Origin of the sequence: Modicisalibacter muralis, assembly GCF_900102945.1 — a bacterium.
Taxonomy (GTDB): Bacteria; Pseudomonadota; Gammaproteobacteria; order Pseudomonadales; family Halomonadaceae; genus Modicisalibacter; species Modicisalibacter muralis.
The window spans coordinates 137,547-160,970 of the sequence record NZ_FNGI01000002.1; the positions used below are offsets into that span (position 1 = coordinate 137,547).

The following is a 23,424-nucleotide window of genomic DNA, read 5'->3' on the forward strand; positions in this document are numbered from 1 at the left end:
TCATCTAGTCAAGGAAATTTCATGCAGGACAACACCTTCTGGTGGCGCGGTGGCGTCATCTACCAGATTTACCCGCGCAGTTTCATGGATAGCAACGGCGATGGCATCGGCGATTTGCCGGGGATCACCGCCAAGCTCGATTACGTCGCCGAGCTGGGTGTCGATGGCATCTGGCTGTCGCCATTCTTCACCTCGCCGATGAAGGACTTTGGCTACGACATCAGCGATTACCGCGACGTCGACCCGATGTTCGGCAGCCTGGACGACTTCAAGGCGCTGCTGGCACGCGCCCATGAACTGGGTCTCAAGGTAATCATCGATCAGGTGATCAGCCACACTTCGGATCAGCATGCGTGGTTCCAGGAAAGCCGCCAGGATCGCGACAACGCCAAGGCCGACTGGTTCGTGTGGGCCGATCCCAAGCCCGACGGCACGCCACCCAACAACTGGCTTTCGGTCTTCGGCGGCCCGGCCTGGACCTTCGACCCACGCCGTCGCCAGTATTACCTGCACAATTTCCTGTCAAGCCAGCCGGACGTGAACTTCCATAGCTCCGAAGCCCGTCAGGCTCAGCTCGACGGCATGCGCTTCTGGCTGAAGCTGGGTGTCGATGGCTTTCGCCTCGACACCGTCAACTTCTATTACCACGATGCCGAGCTACGCAATAACCCAGCGGTGCCAAGTGGCGAGAGCAAGACGTTGGGCGCGCCCGACGCCAACCCCTACACCTGGCAGCGTCACCAATACGATATCAGTCGCCCCGAGAATCTGAGTTTTCTGCAACAGTTGCGCGCGCTGATGGATGAATTCCCCGGCGCCACCACGGTCGGAGAGATCGGCGATGACAAGCCGCTCGAACGCATGGCCGAGTACACCGCCGGCGGCGACAAGCTGCACATGGCCTATACCTTCGATCTACTCAACACGCCACATTCAGCGGCCTACATTCGCGAAGTGATCGAGCGCTTTCAGCGCCTGGCCGGCGATGCCTGGCCGTGCTGGGCGCTGTCGAATCACGATGTGATGCGCAGTCGCACCCGCTGGGGCGAGCGCGAGGATCCGTACGCCTACCCGCTGGTTACACTGGCGATGCTGCTGTCACTGCGCGGCAGTGTATGTCTGTATCAGGGTGAGGAGTTGGGTCTGCCCGAAGCCGAGGTGCCCTATGAGCGCATACAGGATCCCTACGGCAAGGTATTGTGGCCGGACTTCAAGGGCCGCGACGGCTGCCGAACGCCCATGCCGTGGAACGACGCCGCGCAGGCCGGTTTCTCGTCGGTCGAACCCTGGCTACCGGTAGACCCTCGCCACCGCGAGCTGGCGGTAGCGCGTCAACACGACGACCCGGCTTCGCTGCTCAACGGCGTGCGTCGCCTGCTTAACTTCCGCCGCGCGCACCCGGCGCTGTTCGATGGCGCGCTCGAACTCATCGATGTCGGCAACGAGCTGCTCGGTTTCACCCGAGCGCACGACGATGAGCGCCTGCTGTGCGTGTTCAATCTCAGCGGCGAGACGCGAATCACGACGTTGCCGCTGGCGGTCGATGGCGCGCTCGATGGGCATGGTTTTAGCAGCACGCGCAATGGCGACAGCTTGACCCTGCCGCCCTATCAGGCAGCCTATTTCCGGCTCGCATGACACGCAAACAACGCATGCCGGCACACGCCGCTGCCGGCAAGGAGTGAACATCATGGCAAGCGTGACGCTTAACAAGATCAATAAAGTGTTCGGCAGCACCCACATCATCAACGACGTCGACTTGATCATCGGCGATGGCGAGTTCGTGGTCTTCGTCGGGCCTTCGGGTTGCGGAAAATCAACCCTGTTGCGGTTGATAGCCGGGTTGGAGTCGATTACCGACGGCGACCTGAAAATCGATGATGACGTGGTCAACGAACTGCCGCCCCGCGAACGCGGCGTAGGCATGGTGTTCCAGTCCTATGCCCTGTATCCGCATATGAGTGTTTACGAAAACATGGCCTTCGGACTCAAGCTGGCCAAGACCGACAAGCAGACAGTGCATGAGCGGGTCATGGCAACGGCGCGCATCCTGCAACTCGAAGAGCTACTCGAACGCAAACCCAAGGCGCTCTCCGGTGGCCAGCGCCAACGCGTGGCGATGGGCCGCGCGATGGCGCGCGAGCCACGCATTCTACTGTTCGACGAGCCGCTCTCGAATCTCGATGCCTCACTGCGTGTGCAGATGCGTAACGAAATCGCCCGCCTGCACGACCGCCTGGGCTCGACGATGATCTACGTCACCCACGACCAGGTCGAGGCGATGACCCTGGCCGACAAGATCGTGGTGCTCAAGGGCGGCCACATCGAACAGGTCGGCAGCCCGCAGACGCTTTATCAGCAGCCCGCCACCAAATTCGTTGCCGGCTTCATCGGCTCGCCGACCATGAACTTCATGCCGGCGGAGCTCGAGGACAACCCCGCCGAGGGCTGCCGGGTGCGCGCCAAGGGCATCGGCGCATTGAATTTGCCGCAAGATGCCAGCGCCCAGCGCACGAACGCCCAACTGACGCTGGGCGTGCGCCCCGAGCATCTGCGCCTGGCGCCCGCCGAGGGCGACAACGCCTTCGAGGTCGTCAACGTCGAGTATCTGGGTAACGAGGTTTACGTTTATCTCGAACCGATGGAAGGCCGAACCCTGCTGATTCATCGCAGCGAGGCACCCTGCCAATGGCAGGTCGGCCAGCGCGCGGCGCTGATCGCCGATCTGGCGTGCGTGCATCTGTTCGACGGCAACGATCATTCGCTGGCGGTGCGCAAAACCAGCGCGGCAGCCTGATCCTTATTTCAGGCTCGGACTGCGTCTAAAATCGACTGTCCCGGCTCTGGCCGGGGCGGTATGCTGAGGTATCACCGCTACGCGACCGGGAAGGACCGTGCCAGCACAGCAACGCCGAATCACACTCAAATACCTCGCCGCAAAGCTCGGTGTTTCCACCGCTACCGTGTCCAACGCCTTCAACCGCCCGGATCAGCTATCGCCCAAGCTGCGCGATAGCATTCTCGCCGAGGCCAAGCGGCTTGGCTATAACGGCCCCGATGCCAAGGCGCGCAGCCTGCGCACCGGTCGCTCCTGCATCATCGCCGTGGTGTTGGCCGAAACCCTCACCTATAGCCTCAACGACGCGGTGGCCAGCGAGTTTCTTTCCGGTGTCGCCGAGGTGCTCGATGCCCACGGCCACACCCTGCTGTTGCTACCTGGGCGCGGGCGCACGCAATCGCCGGGCTCGGCAAGCATGGCCGACGGTTTCATCGTCTATGGCTTGATGCCCACCACCACGCTGCTCGACGGGCTGCCCCAACAATGCCCGCGAGTGGCGGTGGATTTCGATATCGACGGGTGCGCCGCTGTGCATGTCGACAACCAGCCAGCGAGTTACGCCATCGCCCGGCACGCCTTGGCAGGCGGGGCCAAGCGACCCGGGATCGTCAACCTGCGCTTGACCGAGCAACCCTGTAACGGGCGCATCACCCACCAGACACTGCTTCCCGAGAAACACACCATCACCCGTAGCCGTCTGGCCGGCTTTCATCAGGCGCTGCACGATCATGGCATCGACCCCAAAGGCGTGCCGATGTGGAATATCGAGGAGAATACGTTTGATGTCAGCGCGCCGGTCATCGAAGACATACTCGATTTGCCCGCCGGCGAGCGCCCCGACCTGCTGCTGTGCATGTCCGATCGTATCGCGCTGACCGCACTGACGCTGGCCGAGCAGCGCGGCCTGCGCATCCCCGAGGATCTACGCCTGACCGGCTTCGATGGCATTCGCGAGGGCCAGTATCGCGCCCCGCGCCTGACCACCGTACGCCAGGACAGCGCCGAGAAAGGCCGCCTGGCCGCCTCGATGATTCTGGGCATCGCGCCCCGCCAGCGACAGGTGCTGACCACCGAGCTGCTGCTCGGCGATAGTTGCCCCTGAGGGTTCGTGCCGGCTGGCCCTTGGACCCGATACTGTTACCCTATCTATATCGAATTTCGATTCCGGCCAGTTCATCGCCGACGGTAACCGCATGAAGTCATTTACCCGACCCAATGTCTCGCGCCTGGGTCTCAAGCTGTTCGTCACCATCTTGCTGGTCAACGTGGGCATCTGCGGGCTGATCTTCGTATTCGTGTCACGCAGCCTCGATCAGGGCTTCATCGATTACCTGGAGCGAACCCAGACCCAACGTGCCGAGATACTGGCCAGCGCATTGGGCGAGGAGTGGGCGCTGCGCGGCAATTGGCAGTGGTTGCGCGACAACCCACGCGCCTGGTCGCGGCTGGTCTACCAACAGCTCTGGCCCAACCGTGAGCAGCAACCGCCGGGCCTGCAACGCCAACTCGGCGACCCGCGCGATTTCGTGTTGCGCGACTCCCAGGACCGGGTAGTGATCAGCCCACCGTCTCTGCCGCTGGGCGAGGAGTCGCCTGGCACTGAAGAACCACTGCGCATCGTACCCATCGTCAGCAACGGTCGCTATGTCGGCGAACTCGGCTATCGCCCGCCGCGGGAGTTGATGGCGCGCATGGATCGCATCTTTCTCTCTCGCCAGCAGCGCAATCTGTCGATCATCGTCGGCTCGCTGGCGCTGGCCTCGCTGTTGCTGGCTGGGGTGTTGAGTTGGTGGCTGGGACGGCGTACGCGTGGCATGGCGCTGGCCACGCGTCGCCTGACCGAAGGCGATTACAGCGTGCGCCTGAGGGAGCGTGGCCGCGATGAACTCGCGCGCCTGGCCCATGACTTCAATGTGCTCGCCGAGACGCTTGAGGCCAATCGCGAGTCGCGCCAGCGTTGGGTGGCCGATATCGCCCATGAGCTGCGCACCCCGCTGGCGGTGCTGCGTGGCGAGATAGAGGCGATGCAGGACGGCATTCGCCCACTCGATCACGATAGCCTCTATTCATTGAGTCAGGAAGCCGAGCAACTGGAGCGCCTGGTAGCCGACCTGCGCCTGTTGGCGCAAAGCGATGCCGGCTCGCTACAAACGCACCTGGAACCGCTGGACCTGGCATCCTCGCTTCACGACCGGCTCGAGGAAGCGCGCGGCTGGCTGCATGACGCCGGTATCACACTGGAAATCTCGATCGCCGCGTCGGCACCGATTCGCGGCGATCGTCAGCGCTTGCGTCAACTCTGGACTAATCTGCTGACCAATACCCGCGCCTATACCGATGTGCCGGGGCACCTGAAAGTCAGCCTGACAGTCGATAACCAACGGGTGTGGGTGCGCTGGGAGGACAGCGCGCCCGGCGTGACCGCCAACGATCTGCCACGGCTCACCGAGCGCCTCTATCGGGTCGAGGCCTCGCGCAATCGACGCCGTGGCGGCAGTGGCCTGGGGTTGTCGATTGCCTCTGCTCTGACTCATGCGCATGGCGGTATGCTCAAGGCATCACCTTCGCCACTGGGGGGATTATGCTGGACACTGAGCTTTCCGCTGAATAGAGGCTAGGCAAGCGGCACGACAAGCAAACGGCAACGAGGAGACAAGCGGGTGAGCGAAGCCATTCTGATCGTCGAGGACGAACCCAAGATCGCCAAGCTGGTCGCCGACTACCTGGCTGGCGACGGCTTCACCGCGCATCGCCTGGAACACGGCGACGAGGTCATGCCATGGCTGCTCGACCGCCCCAGCGGGTTGCCTGCGCTGGTACTGCTCGATCTGATGCTGCCCGGCACCGACGGTCTGACGCTGTGCCGGCAAATCCGCCAACAGTGGCCCGCCCTACCCATCATCATGCTCACCGCGCGTGTCGAGGAAGTCGACCGCCTGCTCGGTCTGGAACTCGGCGCCGACGATTATATCTGCAAGCCATTCAGCCCACGCGAGGTGGTGGCGCGAGTCAGGGCGGTGCTGCGCCGCGCTGGCGGGGCCACCGGGCACAACGGTGAGGCGTTGGACAGCCTGGCATTGGATGACGACGGTTGGCGCGCACTGGCCGGCGAGCATGATCTCGGCCTGACCGCGGTGGAATTCCAGTTACTCAGGGTCATGATGCAGGCACCGGGGCGAATCTTCTCTCGCGAGCAGTTGATGGATCACATGTATCGCGACCATCGTATCGTCTCGGAGCGCACCGTCGACAGCCACGTCAAGAAACTTCGCCGCAAGATCGCCGATGTCTGGCCCGAGCGCGAGATCATCCGCTCGGTGTACGGTGTCGGCTACAAATACCAGCCCGAGGAATGAGCGGCATTCGGCTAGGCTCCGCACACCATCGGCACTTTTCAGGCATAGCCTAACCGCCTTCGCCACGCACGACCAGGCAGTCCATGCCCCGCTGCATCAGTTGCTGGCAGGATTGCCGAGCCTGACTCTCCTGCAGCCCGATGACACGGGCGCGGAAGATCCTCTGCTCGCCCTGTGCGGGCATCACCGCGCTGCGCGCCTCGCTTAGCTCGGTGGAAAGGTAGTCGACGGCTTGCGTGGCCAACTGCTGGGCCCCCTCCCGATTGCTGAAGGCGCCCACCTGCACCGCCCAGACATCGGAGAGCACGCTGCTGGATAATTCCCCGTCGCGCTCGGATTGCGCGATGAGCGCCCGGATGGGATCGTCCTGGGCACCGGTGTCCGAGGCCGCAACGAGCGTTTCGCCGGAAGTGTCGGCGTTATCGGGCGAACTCAGTCCCGGTCCGCCGAACAAATCGGTCTGCGCCACCCAGTCGCCCTGGTTCATCATTGCGGCTCGGGCGAAGCTACGATTGAGCAGATCGGCCATGTGGGCATCCCGCGATCTTGAGGTGAAGCCGCCCATCACCACCCCGGCAATGCGCCGATCACCGCGCACCGCAGAGGTGGCGACATTGAATCCCGAGGCGCGAATGTAACCGGTTTTCAGACCGTCCACGCCGGCATAACTGCTCAATAGCCGGTTGTGACCGGTATGCATCGTGCCATTATAGGTATATCGCGTTCTGGAAAAGTAGTCGTAATACTGCGGGAAATCCTCGATCAAATGCAGCGCCAACATGAGCATGTCGCGCGCGGTCGTGACCTGAGCATCGTCCGGCAGCCCCGATGCATTGCTAAAGACGGTATCCTTCATGCCCAGCGCCCAGGCCTTGTCGGTCATTTGCACGGCGAAGGATTCCTCGCTGCCGGCCAGCCCCTCGGCCACCACCACCGCGACATCGTTTGCCGAGGTCACGATCAGCGCCAGAATGGCTTTCTCCACGCTGATCCGATCGCCGGGCTGTACCCAGAGCTTGGACGCCGGCTGGGAAGCCGCATAACTCGAAACCGGAAAGGTGTCATCGAGCGTCAGGGTGTTGTCCTCCAACGCTTCGAACAGCAAGTAGAGTGTCATCATCTTGGTCAACGACGCGGGATAACGCGGTTCCCGGGCGTTGTCGGCGTAGAGAACGACATCGCTCTCGATATCGACGACAATCCCCGCGTATCGCGGGTTGTCGGCTTGTGCCGATGGTGCGCACAACAGTGCCAAGCCGATGAACCAGACGACAAGGAACGCTCCGAAGCCACGCGAAGTGGCGTAAGAATGAATGGGCGCCATGAGTCTTCCCTTCGAGTTGTTGTGTTGGCGACCGACGCGGTCACGCCATCAAGCCTCCGGCAAACCGCAGCGACGAAGGCCCTCCCCTGCAAGAGGGCATTTTCGCAGTTAGTGAATCATTACTACGCTCCGATATCCATCCCCTTCTGACCCCAGTTCTACGTTTTAGTCAATACCGATAAAGTCGATGCCTAGAAAAACCCCATCGGATTGATGTCATAACTGACCATCAGGTTCTTGGTCTGCTGGTAATGTTCTAACGCCATTTTATGAGTTTCGCGACCCACGCCGGACTTCTTGTAACCGCCGAAGGCGGCGTGTGCGGGGTATTGGTGGTAACAGTTGGTCCACACGCGACCGGCCTGGATACCACGACCCATGCGGAAGGCGACATTGATGTCGCGCGTCCACACACCGGCACCGAGGCCGAACTCGGTGTCGTTGGCAATCGCCAGCGCCTCCGCTTCGTCCTTGAAGGTCGTCACGGCGACCACCGGGCCGAAGATTTCCTCCTGGAACACACGCATCCTGTTATCGCCCTTGAGCAAGGTCGGCTGAATGTAATAGCCACGCGACAGAGCCGGGTCGAGGCTTTCCTTCTCGCCCCCGGTAAGAAACTCGGCGCCCTCTTCACGAGCGACGTCCATGTACGACATGATCTTGTCGAATTGCTCCTCGGATACCTGAGCGCCGACCTGAACGTCGGTATCCAGTGGATTGCCGCGCTTGATCGACTGGGTGCGTTGCATGACCTTGGCCATGAACTCGTCGTACATGCTCTCCTGAATTAGTGCACGCGACGGGCAGGTACACACTTCGCCCTGATTGAAGAAAGCCAGCACCAGTCCTTCCACCGCCTTGTCAATGAACACCGGCTCGGCATTCATGATGTCGGCGAAGTAGATATTGGGCGACTTGCCGCCCAACTCGACGGTCGAGGGAATGATGTTATCGGCGGCGCACTTGAGGATGTGCGAGCCCACCGGGGTCGAGCCGGTGAAGGCGATCTTGGCGATGCGCTTGCTCGAGGCCAGCGCCTGCCCGGCCTCCTCTCCGTAGCCGTTGACGATATTGACCACGCCAGGCGGTAGCAGGTCGCCGATCAGCTCCATCAGCTTGAGAATCGATACCGGGGTCTGCTCGGCGGGCTTGAGCACCACGCAGTTACCCGCCGCCAGCGCCGGGGCCAGCTTCCAGGTCGCCATCAGAATCGGGAAATTCCACGGGATGATCTGCCCCACCACGCCCAGCGGTTCATGAAAGTGATAGGCCACGGTGTTGGCGTCGATATCCGCGACGCTGCCTTCCTGGGCGCGAATGCAGCCGGCGAAGTAGCGGAAGTGATCCACCGCCAGCGGCAAATCGGCGTTCAGCGTCTCGCGGATCGCCTTGCCGTTGTCCCATGCCTCGGTGACCGCGAGCATTTCCAGGTTCTGCTCGATGCGATCGGCGATTCTGAGCAGCACATTGCCGCGCTCGGCAGCGGATGTCTTGCCCCAGGCCGACGCGGCCTCGTGCGCGGCGTCCAGTGCCAGGTCGATGTCTTCGGCGCCCGAGCGAGCAACCTCGCAAAACACCTCGCCGGTGACCGGCGTAACGTTATCGAAGTACTGACCCTTGACCGGCGCGACGAACTCGCCGCCGATGTAGTTGCCGTAGCGCTTGTCGAAGGCAACGACGGACTCTGCGCTACCGGGATTTGCATAAATCATGGCACACGCTCCTTTTGGCTGGCTCTCATGGCCGGGCACGGCGACGCTGGCTTGGCTCGCAGCGTATTCACTCGGCCTTCAACAAGCGTAGTGGAGTTTGACCATGAACCCATGCCGGGAAGCGCTAGTGGCGCACGGTGTCGCCAGCCTATCTACCGCCTATGCCGGGACCGGATCCTGACCGGGAATCTCGAGGCCTTTTCCAACCGCCGGGCGCGCAAGGAATGCCTCAAGGGCGCGCCCGACATTAGGAAAGTCCGCGATACCCACCAAATCGCCAGCTTCGTAGAAGCCGATTAAATTGCGCACCCAGGGAAAGGTGGCTATGTCAGCGATGGTGTAGGTATCGCCCATGATCCATCGGCGCTTGGCAAGTCGTTGCTCGAGCACGCCAAGCAGGCGCTTCGATTCGCCAACGTAGCGATCGCGCGGGCGCTTGTCCTGGTAATCCTTGCCGGCAAATTTATTGAAAAAGCCGAGCTGGCCAAACATCGGGCCGATGCCGCCCATTTGAAACATTAGCCACTGGATCGTTGCGTATCGGCCTGCGGGGTCCTGCGGCATGAACTGCCCGGTCTTGTCGGCGAGATAAATCAGAATCGCACCGGATTCGAATAGTGGAAGTGGCTCGCCACCCGGGCCATCGGGATCGAGGATGGCCGGGATCTTGTTGTTGGGACTGAGCGATAGGAATTCCGGCGACATCTGATCGTTGGTTTCGAAACCGACACGGTGGGGCTCGTAAGGCAGACCAGTTTCTTCGAGCATGATCGAAACCTTGACGCCATTGGGTGTCGGCAACGAGTAGAGCTGAAGCCGTTCGGGATGCCGCGCGGGCCATTTCCTTGTTATGACAAAGGCAGAGAGGTCAGTCATTGTGACTCCATTCGAGGGGTGCTCGTCGGCTATAATCTCACGCGCGTCATGATGACCTGCAAGACCGGTGCGGCGCGCAGCGCTTCCGCGAAGTTCAGATGTAGGCCAAGATACTACGAATAATGCCATCGGCGGAGGAACAGTGAGCATTGAAATTACGCTCATGGTATTGCTGGCCGCCATGCTCAATGCTGGCTGGAATACACTGATCAAGGTCAGCGGCGATCGCATCGCGGTCATGGCCGTGGTGACGTTGCTCGGCAGTTTCGTTTCAGCGCTGGCGCTGCCTTTCATCGACATGCCCGATCCTGCAAGCTGGCCCTTGCTGGCGCTAGCGATCCTGCTTCACACCGGCTATCACTTCGTTCTTCCCGTGGCTTACAACTACGGCGATCTCGGCCAGGTCTATCCGATTGCGCGCGGTTCCGCGCCACTTCTCGTCACATTGGGTGCCGCTTTCTTCGCTGGGGAAGTCTTGAGTGTCATTCCGTTCTTCGGCGTGGCCTTTCTCGCGGTTGGCGTCATGGCGCTTGCCTTCGACCAGCGAACGGGATTGAGTCAGAATCCACGTGCGGTGCTGTTTGCGCTCGGAACGGGAGCCAGCATCGCCGCCTACACACTGGTCGATGGTTTGGGCGCGCGACAGGCCGGCTCGGTGATGGGCTTTGCTGTCTGCCTGACGATCGGCGACGGCTTGTTGACGTTCCTGGTCGCGTCGACCTGGAAGGCCAAGGCAATCAAGCAAGTCGTCCGTACCAACCTGACACCGGCAGTGCTTGCTGGCGGGATGCAGGTCGGCGCCTATTGGATTGCCATCTGGGCCTTGGCGCACGCACCGCTCGGGATGGTCTCTGCACTGCGCGAGACGAGCGTGCTGTTTGCCGCGCTCATCTCGACCTTTATCCTGAAGGAAGGCTTTGGCGTCTGGCGCTTCGTGTCGGCGGGCTTGATTGCCTGCGGGATCGGCCTGACACGCTACAAGCCATAACTGAATACGCGGAGAACATCATGCTAACCGGCCTCGATCACCTGGTCGTCACCGTTACCGACATCCCCCGCGCGGTGGATTTCTACACCCGCGTGCTGGGTCTCGAAGCCCGCTATCGCGACGCCGAGCGCGTCGACCTGGTGCTCGGCGACATGGCGCTACGCCTTCACCAGGCCGGCACGCCGGTCAGCCCCAAGGCTGTACAGCCCACGCCGGGCAGTCTCGACCTGTGCTTTCGCAGCGCCTTGACGCTGGACGAGATCCACGACCATCTGGGCGCGCTGCAAATTCCCATCGAGGAAGGCCCGGTAGCGCGCCAGGGAACCAGCGGTCCGATCATGTCGTTGTATTTACGCGATCCCGACGGCAATCTGATCGAAATCTGTCGCCCCAGCCGTTGATAGGCGATGCGGACGCGCGCATCGGTCTTGGCTATGCTGGTGGTCGTCGCCTACTTTTTCCAGGGAAAATCGATCATGCAAGAAACGAGTTCCATGACAGATGACAGCGTGGCGGGAGAAGCGCCCAAACCGGCCGACACCACGGTAGCGCTGGTGGTTTATGCGCTGATGCTGGCCGGCTTCGTGGTCGGCTTCACGCCGCTGATCGGTGTCATCGTCGCCTATGTCTATCGCGGCAAGGGGCCGGCGTGGCTCGACGAGCACTACCGCTACCAGATTCGCACCTTCTGGATCGGCCTGCTCTATGCGCTGATTGCTTCGATTCTGACCCTGATCGGCATTGGCCTGATATTGATGATCGCCCTGGCGATTTGGCTGATCGTGCGCTGCGTCAAGGGTTTCAAGGCGGTGCAGGAAAAACGCGCGCCGAGCAATGTCGAGTCCTGGCTGTGGTAGGCAAGCGGCGAGCACGAGAAAGCGTCGCGGGTCATCGGTATAATGCGGCGTTCAGCTAGCTATTGCGGAACGCCATGAGTCAGACCGAAACGTCATCGTCCTTTCAAGCCAAGGCCATCGCCGCGCTTTGGCGCCTGCTGGCACATCGCTCGCCGGCAACGCTCTGGCGCCTTGCACGGCGACTCGGGCCGCTGGTGTATCGCCTCGGTCGCCGTGAGCGCGAGGTCACCGAGGCGAATCTGCGCGAGGTCTTTCCCGCGCTCGGCGAGCCTGAGCGCCGCACGTTGGGCCACGACAGCCTGATACATTCCACCGCCACCATGCTCGAGCTGGGCTTCGCCTGGCTGGCCGAACCTCGCCGCGTCGAGGATTCGATTCGCGCCGTGCATGGCCGCGAGTTGCTCGACGAAGCGCGCGCCGAAGGGCGTGGCGTGATCGTACTCGCCCCGCATTTCGGCAATTGGGAAGTGCTCAACTTCTGGCTGTCCAGCCACTTTCCCTTCACCGCGATGTACGAGCCACCCAAGATCGCCGCACTGGATCCGCTGATTCGCCATGGCCGGGAGCGCATGGGCGCGAGCCTGGTGCCGACCAACTCTCGCGGCGTGGCGTCGCTACTCAAGGCGCTGAAACGCAGCGAAGCGGTGGGAATTCTGCCCGATCAGGAGCCCGACTGGAGCGGCGGCGTATTCGCCGACTTCTACCATCGCCCCGCTTATACGGCGACACTACTGCCCAAGCTGGTGGCACGCACCCAGGCACGCGTGGTTACCGGTGTCGCCAAACGCTGTATCGACGGCGACAATCGCAGCCAGGGCTTCGAGATTCATTTTCTCGCCGCCGATCAGCGCGTCTACGCCGCCGCCGAGGCCAGCGCGGCGCGCGGTGTCAATGCCTGCGTCGAAGCCGCCATCGCGCTGGATCCGGCGCAGTATCAATGGGAATACAAGCGTTATCGCAAGACACCCGAGCAGCAGCAGGGGCACTCTCAGCACAAGCGCTTTCGGATATACCGCTAACGTGGGCCGAGCAGGCCGCGCCACGCATCGCGGGTGAGCGTCTACACTAGGCTAGACATTCACTGCTGGAAGCCCACTTCCGCGGCCCGGCTCACGGAGTGAACCATGCTTGCGCTATCTTCGCCCTTCACGTCCCCTCTCGCCTTTTTACCCGCATCCGGCCTGCTGGCCCTGTCACTGGCGATAGCCGGCGTGGCCCAGGCTCAGGATAAAACGCCGAATGCAAGCGAGTTGAGCCGCGTCGATGTCGCCGGCACCGAACATCGGGTCATGGCCCCACCCGGCGCTCGGATCGAAAAGGTCGTGGCACTGGATGCCCCTCGCCTGATCAGTTTCGGGGTCGATGGCGAGATGTTCATCGGCAGTCAGGCCGATAAGGTCTATCGCCTCGCGCCCCCCTATGACGAAGCCGAGGTACTCGTCGAGCTCGATGGCTACCCGCACAGCGTGGTGCAGCGCGGCGACTCCCTGTACGTTGCCACCACCGATGGGCTGTATCGCGCCAAGTACCAGTCAGGGGCCGATCTTGGCGAGGAGGATTTCGAGCTGGTTGCCGAGATCCCGGGCGGCGGCGGGCACAGCTCGCGCTCGCTGACGCTGGGCCCGGACGGGCGGCTGTATGTCTCGCTGGGCATTCAGGGCAACTGCTCCGATCAATACATCGGCAAGGACTATGCCTTCGAGGATTGGCGTGGCGGAGTGATGGTGCTTGATGAAAGCGGCGATACCCCGCAATGGCAGCCCTATGCCACCGGCCTGCGCAATCCGATCGGCATGGCCTGGAGCCACGACGGCGTGCTCTACATCAATAACAACGGGCCGGACCATTGGGGCTACGCCTTGCCTCGCGAGGTGCTGGTGCGCGCCGAACGCGGCAGCTTCTTCGGCATGCCCTGGTTCCAGTGGGTCGACGGCGAATTCAAGCGCGACGATTGCATCGACAGCCAACCGCCGCGCAAGGCCAGTGAGGCGACGCCGCCGGTGGTCACCTTTCCGGCTCGCAGCGCGCCCATGGGGCTGACGTTTCTGCCCGAGGATAGCGGCCTGGCCGTGGACATGATCACCGCCTTGCACGGTAGCTGGGGCACTCAACCGGATGGCAGCGCCGCCGGCGACCCCAGCACCCGGCGCGAGCCGGCGCTGATGAGCATTCGCCTCAGCGATGATGGTACCGAGGGCGAGGTAGGCCCACTGATTACCGGCTTTCAGAATGATCAGGGGCAGCGCTGGGCACGCCCGATCGGTGTCGCCTATGGCCCCGACGGCGCGCTTTATTTCACCTCCGACGAGGGCGAGACCGGGCTATATCGGCTGACCATCGATGGCCAGCCGATCGACGCCGATACCACGCTCGATAAGGCGACCGACGGCGAATCGTGATTGAACGTATCAGGCCATGGCAGCACTCGCGGCGACTAGGCTTCGCATAGCCTATGGCTCCTCGGCAGCGGCGATACGCGGGGCCGGCGTCTTGAACAGGATCAGCCATAGCGCCCCGGCGATCAGCACCCCGCCGATCAGATGCGCCCAGGTGACTTCCTCATCGAGAAACAGCGCCCCCCACAGCACGCCGAAGGGTGGCACAAGCATGGTCACGGTCAGCGGCTTCACCGGGCCGAGGTCCTCCATCAGGCGAAAGAACAGCAGATACGCCAGCGAGGTACACACCACCCCCAGCGCCAGCATCGCCGACCACGCTTCGATGTCGCGCCAGGCGTCGAGAGACGGCATCGACCAGACCTCGCCCAGCATCATCGGCGCCAGCATCAGCGTCGCGCCGATCTGCGTGCCCACCGCCAGCAAGCGCGAATCCAGGCCGCCCTTGGCGGTAATCCAGTCACGCACCAGAAAGCCCTGAAACCCGTAGCAGGCCGAGGCGGCCAGGCAGGCCAGCGCGCCAAACAGCAACTCACGATTCATGGCCACCGGGCCGGTCTGTAACAGCACCGCCACGCCACACAGCCCCAGCAGCACGCCGATCAGCCGATCGCGCGTCATTGCCTCATGGAAGAAACTGGCACCGATGACGACACCCAACAACGGTGTCGCGGAATTGAACATCGCCGAATAGCCGGCGGGCAGAAACTGCGCGGCGATGCAGAACATGGCGAAGGGAATGCCGGAACTGACCGTGCCGATCAATAGCGAGCGCCACCATTTGCCGCGAAAATCCCAGCGCACGCGCAGCACCATGAGAATCGCCGCCAGCCCCAGGCCACCCAGAAACACGCGAAAAAAGGCGGTCGAAAACACGCCCAACTGCGGCGCGGCAATGCGCATGAACATGAAGCTGGCACCCCAGATCGAGGAAAGCAGTAGCAGGCGAAGTGTTGCGTCCAGCGGCATTGGCATTCCTCTCGACGAGCGCTTGGCAGGTTTTTTCGATGCACTATATTAGCGCTTATTTTAATCAACGGGTGACACTGTGACTGGCCAATTTCGGCAGTCGCGCCGCAAGGGGCTGTTCAAGTCCTCGCAACTTGCTAGACTGACCCGGCATGCTTGACGGGGTGCCGGTAGAGCCGGCTGAGATGGTGCCTTCCTTCCTGAAGGACAGCACTGGTCCCGTTGAACCTGAACTGGCTAGGACCAGCGTAGGGATCAAGCGGCCACGCAGGTGCATCTCAGCTATAACAAGCCTAACGACCTGCCCGTGTCCCTCCTTCGCTTGTCCTCCTGAATCATCTGGGAGAACAACGCACCATGGCTAAGACCGATCACTTCCTCAACGAGCGCGCCCGCGTCGATGACGCCGCCATCCAGGCCCTGCCCGGCTCGCGCAAGATTCATATCGAAGGCTCGCGGCCCGACATTCGCGTGCCGTTTCGCGAAATCAGCCTCTCGCCGACCCAGACCTCCGGCGCCGATGAGCAAAACCCAGCGCTGCTGGTCTACGACACCTCCGGCCCCTATACCGACCCCGGGGCCGACATCGACCTGCGCCGTGGCCTGGCCGAACTGCGCCGCGCTTGGATCGACGAACGCGACGACACCGAGTGGCTCGACGGCCCGACCTCGGAGTACGGCCAGCGCCGCGCCAATGATCCGCTGCTCGCCCAGTTGCGCTTCGATCTGACACGCACGCCACGCCGCGCCAAGGCGGGGAAGAACGTCACCCAGCTCCACTACGCGCGCCAGGGCATCGTCACCCCGGAGATGGAGTTCATCGCCATTCGCGAGAACCAGCGGCGTCAGGCATTGGGCACGGAGGAAGTCGAGCGCATCCTCGGCCATCAGCATCCCGGCCAGGGCTTCGGCGCCCGGCTGCCCGAGGAGATCACGCCCGAGTTCGTGCGCCGCGAGGTCGCCGAGGGCCGCGCCATCATACCCAACAACATCAATCATCCCGAATCCGAGCCGATGATCATCGGCCGTAACTTCCTGGTGAAGATCAACGGCAACCTGGGCAACTCGGCAGTCACGTCGTCCATCGAGGACGAAGTCGACAAGATGACCTGGGGCATCCGCTGGGGCGCCGACACCATCATGGACCTGTCCACCGGAGCCAACATCCACGAGACCCGCGAGTGGATCATTCGCAACGCCCCGGTGCCGATCGGCACCGTGCCGATCTATCAGGCGCTGGAGAAGGTCAATGGCGTGGCCGAGGACCTGACCTGGGAAGTCTTCCGCGACACCCTGATCGAACAGGCCGAACAGGGCGTGGACTACTTCACCATTCACGCCGGCGTGCTGCTGCGCTACGTGCCGCTGACCGCCAAGCGCGTTACCGGCATCGTCTCGCGCGGCGGCTCGATCATGGCCAAGTGGTGTCTGTTCCACCACAAGGAAAGCTTCCTCTACACCCACTTCGAGGACATCTGCGAGATCTGCAAGCGCTACGACGTGGCCTTCTCGCTGGGCGATGGCCTGCGCCCCGGCTCGGTGGCCGATGCCAACGACGAGGCGCAGATGGCCGAACTCAAGACGCTCGGCGAGTTGACCAAGATCGCCTGGAAGCACGACGTACAGGTGATGATCGAAGGTCCCGGTCACGTGCCCATGCATCTGGTCAAGGAGAACATGGACAAGCAACTCGAATACTGCGACGAGGCGCCGTTCTATACTCTCGGCCCGCTGGTCACCGATATCGCTCCCGGCTACGATCACATCACCTCGGGCATCGGCGCGGCGATGATCGGCTGGTACGGCTGCGCCATGCTCTGCTACGTCACGCCCAAGGAGCACCTCGGCCTGCCCAACAAGGACGACGTCAAGACCGGCATCATCACCTACAAGATCGCCGCCCATGCAGCGGATCTCGCCAAGGGGCATCCTGCCGCGCAAAGGCGCGACAATGCACTCAGCAAGGCGCGCTTCGAGTTCCGCTGGGAGGACCAGTTCAACCTCGGCCTCGATCCCGATACCGCGCGCGAGTATCACGACGAGACTCTGCCCAAGGACTCGGCCAAGGTCGCGCACTTCTGCTCGATGTGCGGGCCCAAGTTCTGCTCGATGAAGATCAGCCAGGAAGTCCGCGACTATGCTGCCGAACACGGCCTCGACGGCGATCAGGAAGCGGTGATGAAGGGCATGGAAGAACAGGCGGAGAAGTTCCGTCAAGAAGGAGCTGAGCTATATCGGGAAGTCTAACGGGCGCTTGGTTTCACGCCTGATTCGAGCAAAGCCGGCATCATTGTCGGCTTTTTGCATTTTTCGGAAATATTTTCTAAAAACTATGCGCAATGCCAGAATTCATAGCTGGCTCTCGCCGCCATCAGCGCATATCCTGATTTTTTGTATACGAACGGAGGAAAGCGCCATGCCTGGCCTGTTGCCCGATGTGGACCCTGACGGGTTACTCGAATACTCGGTGGTCTATACGGATCGTTCGCTCAATCATATGTCACGGACCTTTCAGGGTGTGATGCGTGACATTTCCAGTACCTTGAAAAGCGTCTACAACGCCGAGGCCGCCGTCATCGTGCCGGGCAGCGGTACCTTCGGTATGGAGGCGGTGGCCCGGCAGCTCGCCACGAACAAGCGCTGCCTGGTGATTCGCAACGGCTGGTTCAGCTACCGTTGGACGCAGATTTTCGAGATGGGCGGCATCCCCGCCGAGTCGGCGGTGATGAAGGCGCGCCGAGTCGCCGACGGCAGACAGGCGCCCTTCGCCCCCGCGTCCATCGATGAGGTCGTGGCGACGATCGAGGCACAAAAGCCGGATCTGGTCTTCGCGCCACACGTCGAAACCGCCTCGGGGATGATCCTGCCCGATGACTACCTGCGCCAGGTCGCCGAGGCCGTGCATAGCGTCGGTGGGCTGTTCGTGCTCGACTGTATCGCCTCCGGCACGCTGTGGGTGGATATGCAGGCCACCGGCGTGGATGTGCTGATCAGCGCCCCGCAGAAGGGCTGGAGCGGCTCGCCCTGCTGCGCCATGATCATGCTCGGAAGCGAGGCGCGCAAACGCGTCGAAGCCACCACCAGTACCAGCTTCGCCGCCGATCTCGGCAAGTGGCTGTCGATCATGCAAGCCTACGAGAACGGCGGCCACGCCTATCACGCCACCCTGCCGACCGATGGCCTGACGCAACTGCGCAACGTCATGAGAGAGACCGCAGCGTACGGCTTCGACAAGGTACGCAACGAGCAATGGGAACTGGGCAACAAGATGCGTTCGATGCTCGCCGAGCATGGCATCAAGAGTGTCGCAGCCGAGGGCTTTCAAGCGCCCGGCGTGGTGGTCAGCTACACTGACGACCCGAGTATCGCCGGCAAGTTCGGCGAGGCTGGGCTACAGATCGCCGCTGGCGTGCCATTGATGTGCGACGAAGGCGACGACTACCAGAGTTTTCGCATCGGCCTGTTCGGCCTCGACAAGCTGCATAACGTCGAGCGCTCGGTAACCAGCCTGGAAGAGGCGCTGAAACGGCTGAGATAAACACCCGCACTTGTGTGCAAAGCCCGCTAATGCGGGCTTTGCACATGCCCCTCCCTTGCTTCAGAAGTTAAACAACGAAAGCAGTATCAATTCGCCATAACCCCACAGCAGCACCGTCATCGACAACAGGGCCTCGAGTACCAACACGCCGACCGCCAGGGTCGTGCTCGAGACGATGAAGCCCTCCTCGCTGCTGATACCGAGAAACGCCGGGATCCCCAGATAAAGCAGGTAGGCGGTGTAGCAAAGCCCGATGGTGCCCGCCAGCAGGCACAGCCAGATCAATGGATACAACGCCACTATTCCACTGAGGAACATCGGCGTTGCCACATAACCGGCGAAGACCACGCAGGCGCGTCGGCTGGGGTGACTCGAATAACGCTTCGCCATCCAGTGGATGACGCTACCCACGACGAAGACCGAGGCCAGGATCACCAGATAGAACACGATCCCGGCATAGAAGGCATCGAGTAATCCCAGCACGATGGTGCGATCGCCACCCAGGCCCCAGCCCACCTGAGTCGTGCCGATATAGGAGCAAATCACCGGAATGGCGGCCAATGCAAACACATGACGCGCGTAAAGGTGGGTCAGTGTCTCCCGCTCGCTATGGATCTGTTTCCATTCCCGCTGCGGATGGGCAAGCAACCCCCAGACATGTGGAAGCATATCGATCTGCATGATGATTCCCCCTTAGATAACGGCACATTAGCCATTATCGTACAGGAATATCAGTACAGCGAGGCCCACAGCATGGGTGCTGCCGGCAGGCTGGCGTCCAGCGACATCATCACGCTGAGCGCCGTGATGGTGAGAATCGAGAAACCGAACACGCGCTTCGCCCACTTCTCGTCATCCCGGGCCCGATATCCTTCGAGGCCCAGATACAACCAGTAGATGCCCATGACCAGCGCGACGACGAAGTAGCCGACGCCAGCATAGCCCGCCAGGCTGAGTGCCAGGGTCGCGGCGACGAAGGCCAGGATATAGCCGAGGATATAATGCTTGGCCGTCTTGATGCCCCTGACCACCGGCAAGACCGGAATCGATGCCGCCTGATAGTCCTTGAAGCGGAAAATGGCGATCGCGTAGGAATGCGGCATCTGCCATAGGCAGAAGATGATCAGCAGCGTCAGTGCACCGGCATCGAATCGCCCGGTGACGGCGCAATAGCCCACCACCGGCGGCACGGCGCCCGACAAACTGCCCACCAGGGTGCCGTATTCGGAGTGCCGCTTCATGTACAGGCTGTAGGCACCGACATAGATCGCGAAGCCGAAGGCGGCCAGCCCCAGCGTCAGAACATTGGTGCCCAGCGCCAGCAGCGCGAAGCCGGCGACCCCAAGCAGGGTCGCGAACCACAGCGTGGCGATCGGCGTGATACGCCCCTGCACCAGGGGGCGGTTGCGGGTACGCTGCATCACCGCATCGATATCGCGATCGATGACGTTGTTGAACGCGCAACCGGAGGCGATCACCAGCGCAATGCCGAGTATCGCGGACAAAAACAGCAGCAGATCGAAGTGCCCTTGGGCGGCCAGGAAAAATCCGCCCATCGCGGCGATCAGATTGCCGAAGATGATGCCCGGCTTGGTGAGGGTGAGGAAGTCCCTGAACATCGAAGGGGCCGACGTCAGCCGGCCATCATATTCAGGTGCAGATGATGCATGATCCATATCGAGCCACCAATGACCAGCACTAGGATTGATATCGTGAACACGAAGGAAATGAAATTCCAACCGCCTTCCGACTTGGTGTTCATGTGCATGAACAGGATCAGTTGCACGAGCACCTGCAACACCGCCATCACCAGGATGGTGACCACCGCGGCCATCTTGCTGAAGTCGCCGCTCATCACCACGCCGAATGCCACCACGGTCAGGACGATCGACAGGATCAGGCCGATGACATAGGACTTGACGCTGCCATGGCTTTCACCCGCCACGGAATGATTGCTACCGCTCATGCTAAGACCCCCATCAGGTAGACGATGGTGAAGACGCAGATCCAGACGATGTCCAGGAAGTGCCAGAACAGGCTCAGGCATAGAATGCGCGGCCTGGTCATGTCGTTCAGCCCCTTGGTGGACAGTTGCACCAGCATCACCAGAATCCAGATCAGGCCGAACGTCACGTGCAGGCCGTGGGTACCGACCAGGGTGAAGAATGACGATAGGAAGGCGCTACGATCCGGGCCGAAGCCTTCGTGGATCAGGTGCTGAAACTCGTAGATCTCCATGCCGATGAAGCCGGCGCCGAGCAGGAAGGTGATGCCCAGCCAGGCCTTGACCTGACCCAGCCTATCGGCATTCATCGCCAGCACGGCGAGGCCGTAGGTGAAACTACTGAACAGCAGCAGGAAGGTCTCGACCAGCACGAACGGCAGTTCGAAGATATCCTCGGGCCCTGGCCCGCCCGCCGTGTTCCCGGAGAGCACGGCGTAGGTGGCGAACAGCGACCCGAAGATGATCAGGTCGCTCATCAGGTAGACCCAGAAGCCGAAGACCTTGGTGGCGCCGGCGTCGTGGTGCTCATGCTCGTCGGCATGAGCCATGTGGTTGCTTAGGGTATCGGTTGCCATGATTACGCCTGCATCTCCAGCCGTTGTTGGTGCTCGCGCTCGATGCGTTCGACTTCCGCCGCGGGAACGTGATAATCGATGTCGTCATTGAAGACACGCATCATGAAAGCCACGAAAATGCCCACGGCACCGACGGCGGCCAGCCACCAGATGTGCCACACTAGGGCGAAGCCGAAGACGATGCTCAAGGCGCCGATGACCGGACCGGCCACGGTATTCCTGGGCATGTGGATGTCCTGGTACTCGACCTGAGTCGGGCGCAGGACCTTTCCGCCATTGTTGCGTTTGGTCTCCCAGTAGTCGTCGATGGCCTCGACCTCGGGCAGATGCGCAAAGTTATAGAACGGCGCCGGCGATGAGGTGGACCATTCCAGGGTCCGCGCATCCCAAGGGTCGCCGGTCACATCCGCGTTCTTCTTGCGATCACGAATACTGACGATGAACTGCACGACGGTGCTGATAATCCCCAGCATGATGATGAATGCCCCGACCCAGGCCACCAGCATCATCGGTTGCCACTCGGCATTGGCATAGGACTGCATGCGCCGCATGGCACCGTCGAAGCTCAGGATGTAGAGCGGCGTGAAGGCCACGAAGAAGCCGATCAGCCAGCACCAGAAGGCACGCTTGCCCCACTTCTCGTCGAGCGTGAAGCCAAACGCCTTGGGGAACCAGTAGACCAGGCCGGCCATCATGCCGAACACCACGCCACCGATGATCACGTTGTGGAAGTGGGCGATGACGAACAGGCTGTTATGCAGCACGAAGTTGGCGCCGGGGACCGCCAGCATCACCCCGGTCATACCGCCCAGGGTAAAGGTAATGATGAACCCCAGCGTCCACAGTACCGGCGCCGTGAACTCGATGCGCCCGCGATACATGGTGAATAGCCAGTTGAATATCTTCACGCCCGTGGGAATGGCAATGATCATCGTGGCGATGCCGAAGAAGGCATTGACATCGGCCCCCGCCCCCATGGTGAAGAAGTGGTGCAGCCAGACGACGAACGACAGGAAGGTAATGGCCACGGTCGCCCAGACCATGGTGCCATAACCGAACAGGCGCTTGCGTGAAAACGTCGAGATGACCTCGGAGAACACGCCGAATGCCGGCAGAATCAGGATATACACCTCGGGATGGCCCCAGGCCCAGATGAGATTGACGTACATCATCTGATTGCCGCCAAAATCATTGGTGAAGAAGTGCATGCCCAGGTAACGATCCAAGGTCAGCAGCGCGATGGTCGCGGTCAAAATCGGGAACGAGGCGATGATCAGCGCGTTGGTGCACAGCGACGTCCAGGTGAATATCGGCATGCGGAACAGCGTCATGCCCTTGGTGCGCATCTTCAGGATGGTGACGAAGAAGTTGATGCCCGTCAGCGTCGTGCCTATGCCGGATATCTGTAACGCCCATATCCAGTAATCCACCCCGACCCCGGGACTGTATTCGATGCCGGAAAGTGGCGCGTAGGCGAGCCAGCCGGTCTTGGCGAACTCGCCAACGAACAGCGAGACGTTGACCAGCACCACGCCCGCCGCGAACAGCCAGAAGCTCAGGTTGTTCATGAACGGGAAGGCCACGTCGCGCGCACCGATCTGCAACGGCACCACCAGGTTCATCAGACCGATGACCATGGGCATGGCGACGAAGAAGATCATGATCACGCCATGCGCGGTAAAGATCTGGTCGTAGTGTTCGGGCGGCAGATAACCCTCGGCACCGCCGGCCGCCATGGCCTGCTGGGTACGCATCATGATGGCATCGGCGAAGCCGCGAATCAGCATCACCAACGCGACGAGGAAGTACATGATGCCGAGTTTCTTGTGGTCGATGGAGGTGATCCACTCCGACCACAGGTAAGTCCACTTCCGGTAGTAGGTGATCCCACCGAGGAGGATCGCCGCTGCGATCACGATGACCACTACCGTCGACATGATGATCGGCTCGTGGTAGGGAATCGCCTCTAGACTGAGTTTTCCGAACATA

Annotated in this window: 21 protein-coding genes and 1 riboswitch; of the genes, 12 read left to right on the forward strand and 9 right to left on the reverse strand. The window is 61.7% G+C overall.

Annotated features, from left to right (window positions below; genetic code table 11):
* Positions 1-21 precede the first annotated feature (21 nt).
* The 5 genes from BLR92_RS05260 to BLR92_RS05280 all read left to right on the forward strand — a co-directional run bounded on the left by BLR92_RS05260 (position 22) and on the right by BLR92_RS05280 (position 6,195).
* Positions 22-1,638, forward strand: coding sequence for an alpha-glucosidase family protein (locus BLR92_RS05260; protein WP_089726256.1), 1,617 nt, complete (start codon positions 22-24; stop codon positions 1,636-1,638).
* Between the two features lie 52 nt (positions 1,639-1,690).
* Positions 1,691-2,797 (forward strand): ABC transporter ATP-binding protein, encoded by a 1,107-nt coding sequence (locus tag BLR92_RS05265; RefSeq protein ID WP_089726259.1) that lies wholly within the window; start codon positions 1,691-1,693, stop codon positions 2,795-2,797.
* A gap of 97 nt (positions 2,798-2,894) precedes the next feature.
* Positions 2,895-3,941: a LacI family DNA-binding transcriptional regulator gene (locus BLR92_RS05270; RefSeq protein ID WP_245704084.1), complete on the forward strand. Its 1,047-nt coding sequence runs from the start codon at positions 2,895-2,897 to the stop codon at positions 3,939-3,941.
* Between the two features lie 91 nt (positions 3,942-4,032).
* Complete coding sequence (locus BLR92_RS05275) at positions 4,033-5,457, forward strand: ATP-binding protein (RefSeq protein ID WP_089726261.1); 1,425 nt, start codon at positions 4,033-4,035, stop codon at positions 5,455-5,457.
* Positions 5,458-5,499: 42 nt separating this feature from the next.
* On the forward strand, positions 5,500-6,195 hold the full coding sequence (locus BLR92_RS05280) for a response regulator (protein WP_089726263.1): 696 nt from the start codon (positions 5,500-5,502) through the stop codon (positions 6,193-6,195).
* Between the two features lie 49 nt (positions 6,196-6,244).
* Here BLR92_RS05280 and BLR92_RS05285 read toward each other — a convergent pair whose 3' ends face one another.
* From BLR92_RS05285 to BLR92_RS05295, 3 genes are all read right to left on the reverse strand, one after another.
* Positions 6,245-7,519 carry a D-alanyl-D-alanine carboxypeptidase gene (locus BLR92_RS05285; RefSeq protein WP_089726265.1) on the reverse strand — a complete coding sequence of 425 codons (1,275 nt, stop codon included), beginning with the start codon at positions 7,517-7,519 and terminating at the stop codon, positions 6,245-6,247.
* A 191-nt stretch (positions 7,520-7,710) separates the two neighbouring features.
* Positions 7,711-9,231, reverse strand: a complete 1,521-nt coding sequence (gene exaC / locus BLR92_RS05290; protein WP_089726267.1) for an acetaldehyde dehydrogenase ExaC — start codon at positions 9,229-9,231, stop codon at positions 7,711-7,713.
* Positions 9,232-9,390: 159 nt separating this feature from the next.
* A complete protein-coding gene (locus BLR92_RS05295; RefSeq protein WP_245704086.1) occupies positions 9,391-10,257 on the reverse strand; it encodes a glutathione S-transferase N-terminal domain-containing protein in 867 nt (288 codons plus the stop codon).
* Here BLR92_RS05295 and BLR92_RS05300 point away from each other — a divergent pair.
* The 5 genes from BLR92_RS05300 (at position 10,250) to BLR92_RS05320 (ending at position 14,351) form a co-directional block, all read left to right on the forward strand.
* Positions 10,250-11,095, forward strand: a complete 846-nt coding sequence (locus BLR92_RS05300; protein WP_089726272.1) for an EamA family transporter — start codon at positions 10,250-10,252, stop codon at positions 11,093-11,095. The genes BLR92_RS05295 and BLR92_RS05300 overlap by 8 nt on opposite strands.
* Before the next feature lie 20 nt (positions 11,096-11,115).
* Entirely contained in the window at positions 11,116-11,496 is a 381-nt protein-coding gene (locus BLR92_RS05305; RefSeq protein WP_089726274.1) for a VOC family protein, read from the forward strand.
* A gap of 93 nt (positions 11,497-11,589) precedes the next feature.
* Positions 11,590-11,952 carry a DUF4870 family protein gene (locus tag BLR92_RS05310; protein ID WP_245704088.1) on the forward strand — a complete coding sequence of 121 codons (363 nt, stop codon included), beginning with the start codon at positions 11,590-11,592 and terminating at the stop codon, positions 11,950-11,952.
* A gap of 74 nt (positions 11,953-12,026) precedes the next feature.
* Positions 12,027-12,971: a lysophospholipid acyltransferase family protein gene (locus tag BLR92_RS05315; RefSeq protein WP_089726276.1), complete on the forward strand. Its 945-nt coding sequence runs from the start codon at positions 12,027-12,029 to the stop codon at positions 12,969-12,971.
* Between the two features lie 105 nt (positions 12,972-13,076).
* Positions 13,077-14,351 carry a PQQ-dependent sugar dehydrogenase gene (locus tag BLR92_RS05320; protein ID WP_089726278.1) on the forward strand — a complete coding sequence of 425 codons (1,275 nt, stop codon included), beginning with the start codon at positions 13,077-13,079 and terminating at the stop codon, positions 14,349-14,351.
* Between the two features lie 51 nt (positions 14,352-14,402).
* On the opposite strand, the gene BLR92_RS05325 is transcribed toward BLR92_RS05320, so the two are convergent.
* On the reverse strand, positions 14,403-15,317 hold the full coding sequence (locus tag BLR92_RS05325; RefSeq protein ID WP_089726281.1) for a DMT family transporter: 915 nt from the start codon (positions 15,315-15,317) through the stop codon (positions 14,403-14,405).
* A gap of 150 nt (positions 15,318-15,467) precedes the next feature.
* Positions 15,468-15,589, forward strand: a riboswitch (TPP riboswitch).
* Positions 15,590-15,674: 85 nt separating this feature from the next.
* Between BLR92_RS05325 and thiC the strand changes: the two genes are divergently transcribed.
* Positions 15,675-17,564, forward strand: coding sequence for a phosphomethylpyrimidine synthase ThiC (gene thiC, locus BLR92_RS05330; protein ID WP_089726283.1), 1,890 nt, complete (start codon positions 15,675-15,677; stop codon positions 17,562-17,564).
* Between the two features lie 169 nt (positions 17,565-17,733).
* Entirely contained in the window at positions 17,734-18,855 is a 1,122-nt protein-coding gene (locus BLR92_RS05335; protein ID WP_089726285.1) for an aminotransferase class V-fold PLP-dependent enzyme, read from the forward strand.
* Between the two features lie 60 nt (positions 18,856-18,915).
* Here BLR92_RS05335 and BLR92_RS05340 read toward each other — a convergent pair whose 3' ends face one another.
* From BLR92_RS05340 to cyoB, 5 genes are all read right to left on the reverse strand, one after another.
* Positions 18,916-19,524: a Yip1 family protein gene (locus tag BLR92_RS05340; RefSeq protein ID WP_089726931.1), complete on the reverse strand. Its 609-nt coding sequence runs from the start codon at positions 19,522-19,524 to the stop codon at positions 18,916-18,918.
* 62 nt (positions 19,525-19,586) lie between these two features.
* The gene (cyoE, locus tag BLR92_RS05345) at positions 19,587-20,531 is read right to left on the reverse strand and encodes a heme o synthase (RefSeq protein ID WP_089726287.1); all 945 of its coding nucleotides are present in this window, start codon (positions 20,529-20,531) and stop codon (positions 19,587-19,589) included.
* Entirely contained in the window at positions 20,489-20,821 is a 333-nt protein-coding gene (cyoD, locus tag BLR92_RS05350; protein WP_089726289.1) for a cytochrome o ubiquinol oxidase subunit IV, read from the reverse strand. Before cyoD ends, cyoE begins: the two co-directional genes overlap by 43 nt.
* Complete coding sequence (locus tag BLR92_RS05355; RefSeq protein WP_089726291.1) at positions 20,818-21,435, reverse strand: cytochrome o ubiquinol oxidase subunit III; 618 nt, start codon at positions 21,433-21,435, stop codon at positions 20,818-20,820. The genes cyoD and BLR92_RS05355 overlap by 4 nt, the downstream gene beginning before the upstream one ends.
* Positions 21,436-21,437: 2 nt before the next feature.
* Positions 21,438-23,423 carry a cytochrome o ubiquinol oxidase subunit I gene (gene cyoB / locus BLR92_RS05360; protein WP_089726293.1) on the reverse strand — a complete coding sequence of 662 codons (1,986 nt, stop codon included), beginning with the start codon at positions 23,421-23,423 and terminating at the stop codon, positions 21,438-21,440.
* Position 23,424 lies beyond the last annotated feature (1 nt).

Bases quoted from the DNA above. Each gene is read 5' to 3' on its own strand.
- BLR92_RS05295 (WP_245704086.1), bottom strand. From the start codon at position 10,257: ATGCTCACTGTTCCTCCGCCGATGGCATTATTCGTAGTATCTTGGCCT.
- BLR92_RS05320 (WP_089726278.1), top strand. From the start codon at position 13,077: ATGCTTGCGCTATCTTCGCCCTTCACGTCCCCTCTCGCCTTTTTACCC.
- BLR92_RS05355 (WP_089726291.1), bottom strand. From the start codon at position 21,435: ATGGCAACCGATACCCTAAGCAACCACATGGCTCATGCCGACGAGCAT.
- BLR92_RS05325 (WP_089726281.1), bottom strand. From the start codon at position 15,317: ATGCCGCTGGACGCAACACTTCGCCTGCTACTGCTTTCCTCGATCTGG.
- thiC (WP_089726283.1), top strand. From the start codon at position 15,675: ATGGCTAAGACCGATCACTTCCTCAACGAGCGCGCCCGCGTCGATGAC.
- BLR92_RS05335 (WP_089726285.1), top strand. From the start codon at position 17,734: ATGCCTGGCCTGTTGCCCGATGTGGACCCTGACGGGTTACTCGAATAC.
- BLR92_RS05260 (WP_089726256.1), top strand. From the start codon at position 22: ATGCAGGACAACACCTTCTGGTGGCGCGGTGGCGTCATCTACCAGATT.
- cyoD (WP_089726289.1), bottom strand. From the start codon at position 20,821: ATGAGCGGTAGCAATCATTCCGTGGCGGGTGAAAGCCATGGCAGCGTC.
- BLR92_RS05315 (WP_089726276.1), top strand. From the start codon at position 12,027: ATGAGTCAGACCGAAACGTCATCGTCCTTTCAAGCCAAGGCCATCGCC.
- BLR92_RS05310 (WP_245704088.1), top strand. From the start codon at position 11,590: ATGACAGATGACAGCGTGGCGGGAGAAGCGCCCAAACCGGCCGACACC.
- cyoE (WP_089726287.1), bottom strand. From the start codon at position 20,531: ATGGATCATGCATCATCTGCACCTGAATATGATGGCCGGCTGACGTCG.
- exaC (WP_089726267.1), bottom strand. From the start codon at position 9,231: ATGATTTATGCAAATCCCGGTAGCGCAGAGTCCGTCGTTGCCTTCGAC.
- BLR92_RS05340 (WP_089726931.1), bottom strand. From the start codon at position 19,524: ATGCTTCCACATGTCTGGGGGTTGCTTGCCCATCCGCAGCGGGAATGG.
- BLR92_RS05275 (WP_089726261.1), top strand. From the start codon at position 4,033: ATGAAGTCATTTACCCGACCCAATGTCTCGCGCCTGGGTCTCAAGCTG.
- BLR92_RS05305 (WP_089726274.1), top strand. From the start codon at position 11,116: ATGCTAACCGGCCTCGATCACCTGGTCGTCACCGTTACCGACATCCCC.
- cyoB (WP_089726293.1), bottom strand. From the start codon at position 23,423: ATGTTCGGAAAACTCAGTCTAGAGGCGATTCCCTACCACGAGCCGATC.
- BLR92_RS05285 (WP_089726265.1), bottom strand. From the start codon at position 7,519: ATGGCGCCCATTCATTCTTACGCCACTTCGCGTGGCTTCGGAGCGTTC.
- BLR92_RS05265 (WP_089726259.1), top strand. From the start codon at position 1,691: ATGGCAAGCGTGACGCTTAACAAGATCAATAAAGTGTTCGGCAGCACC.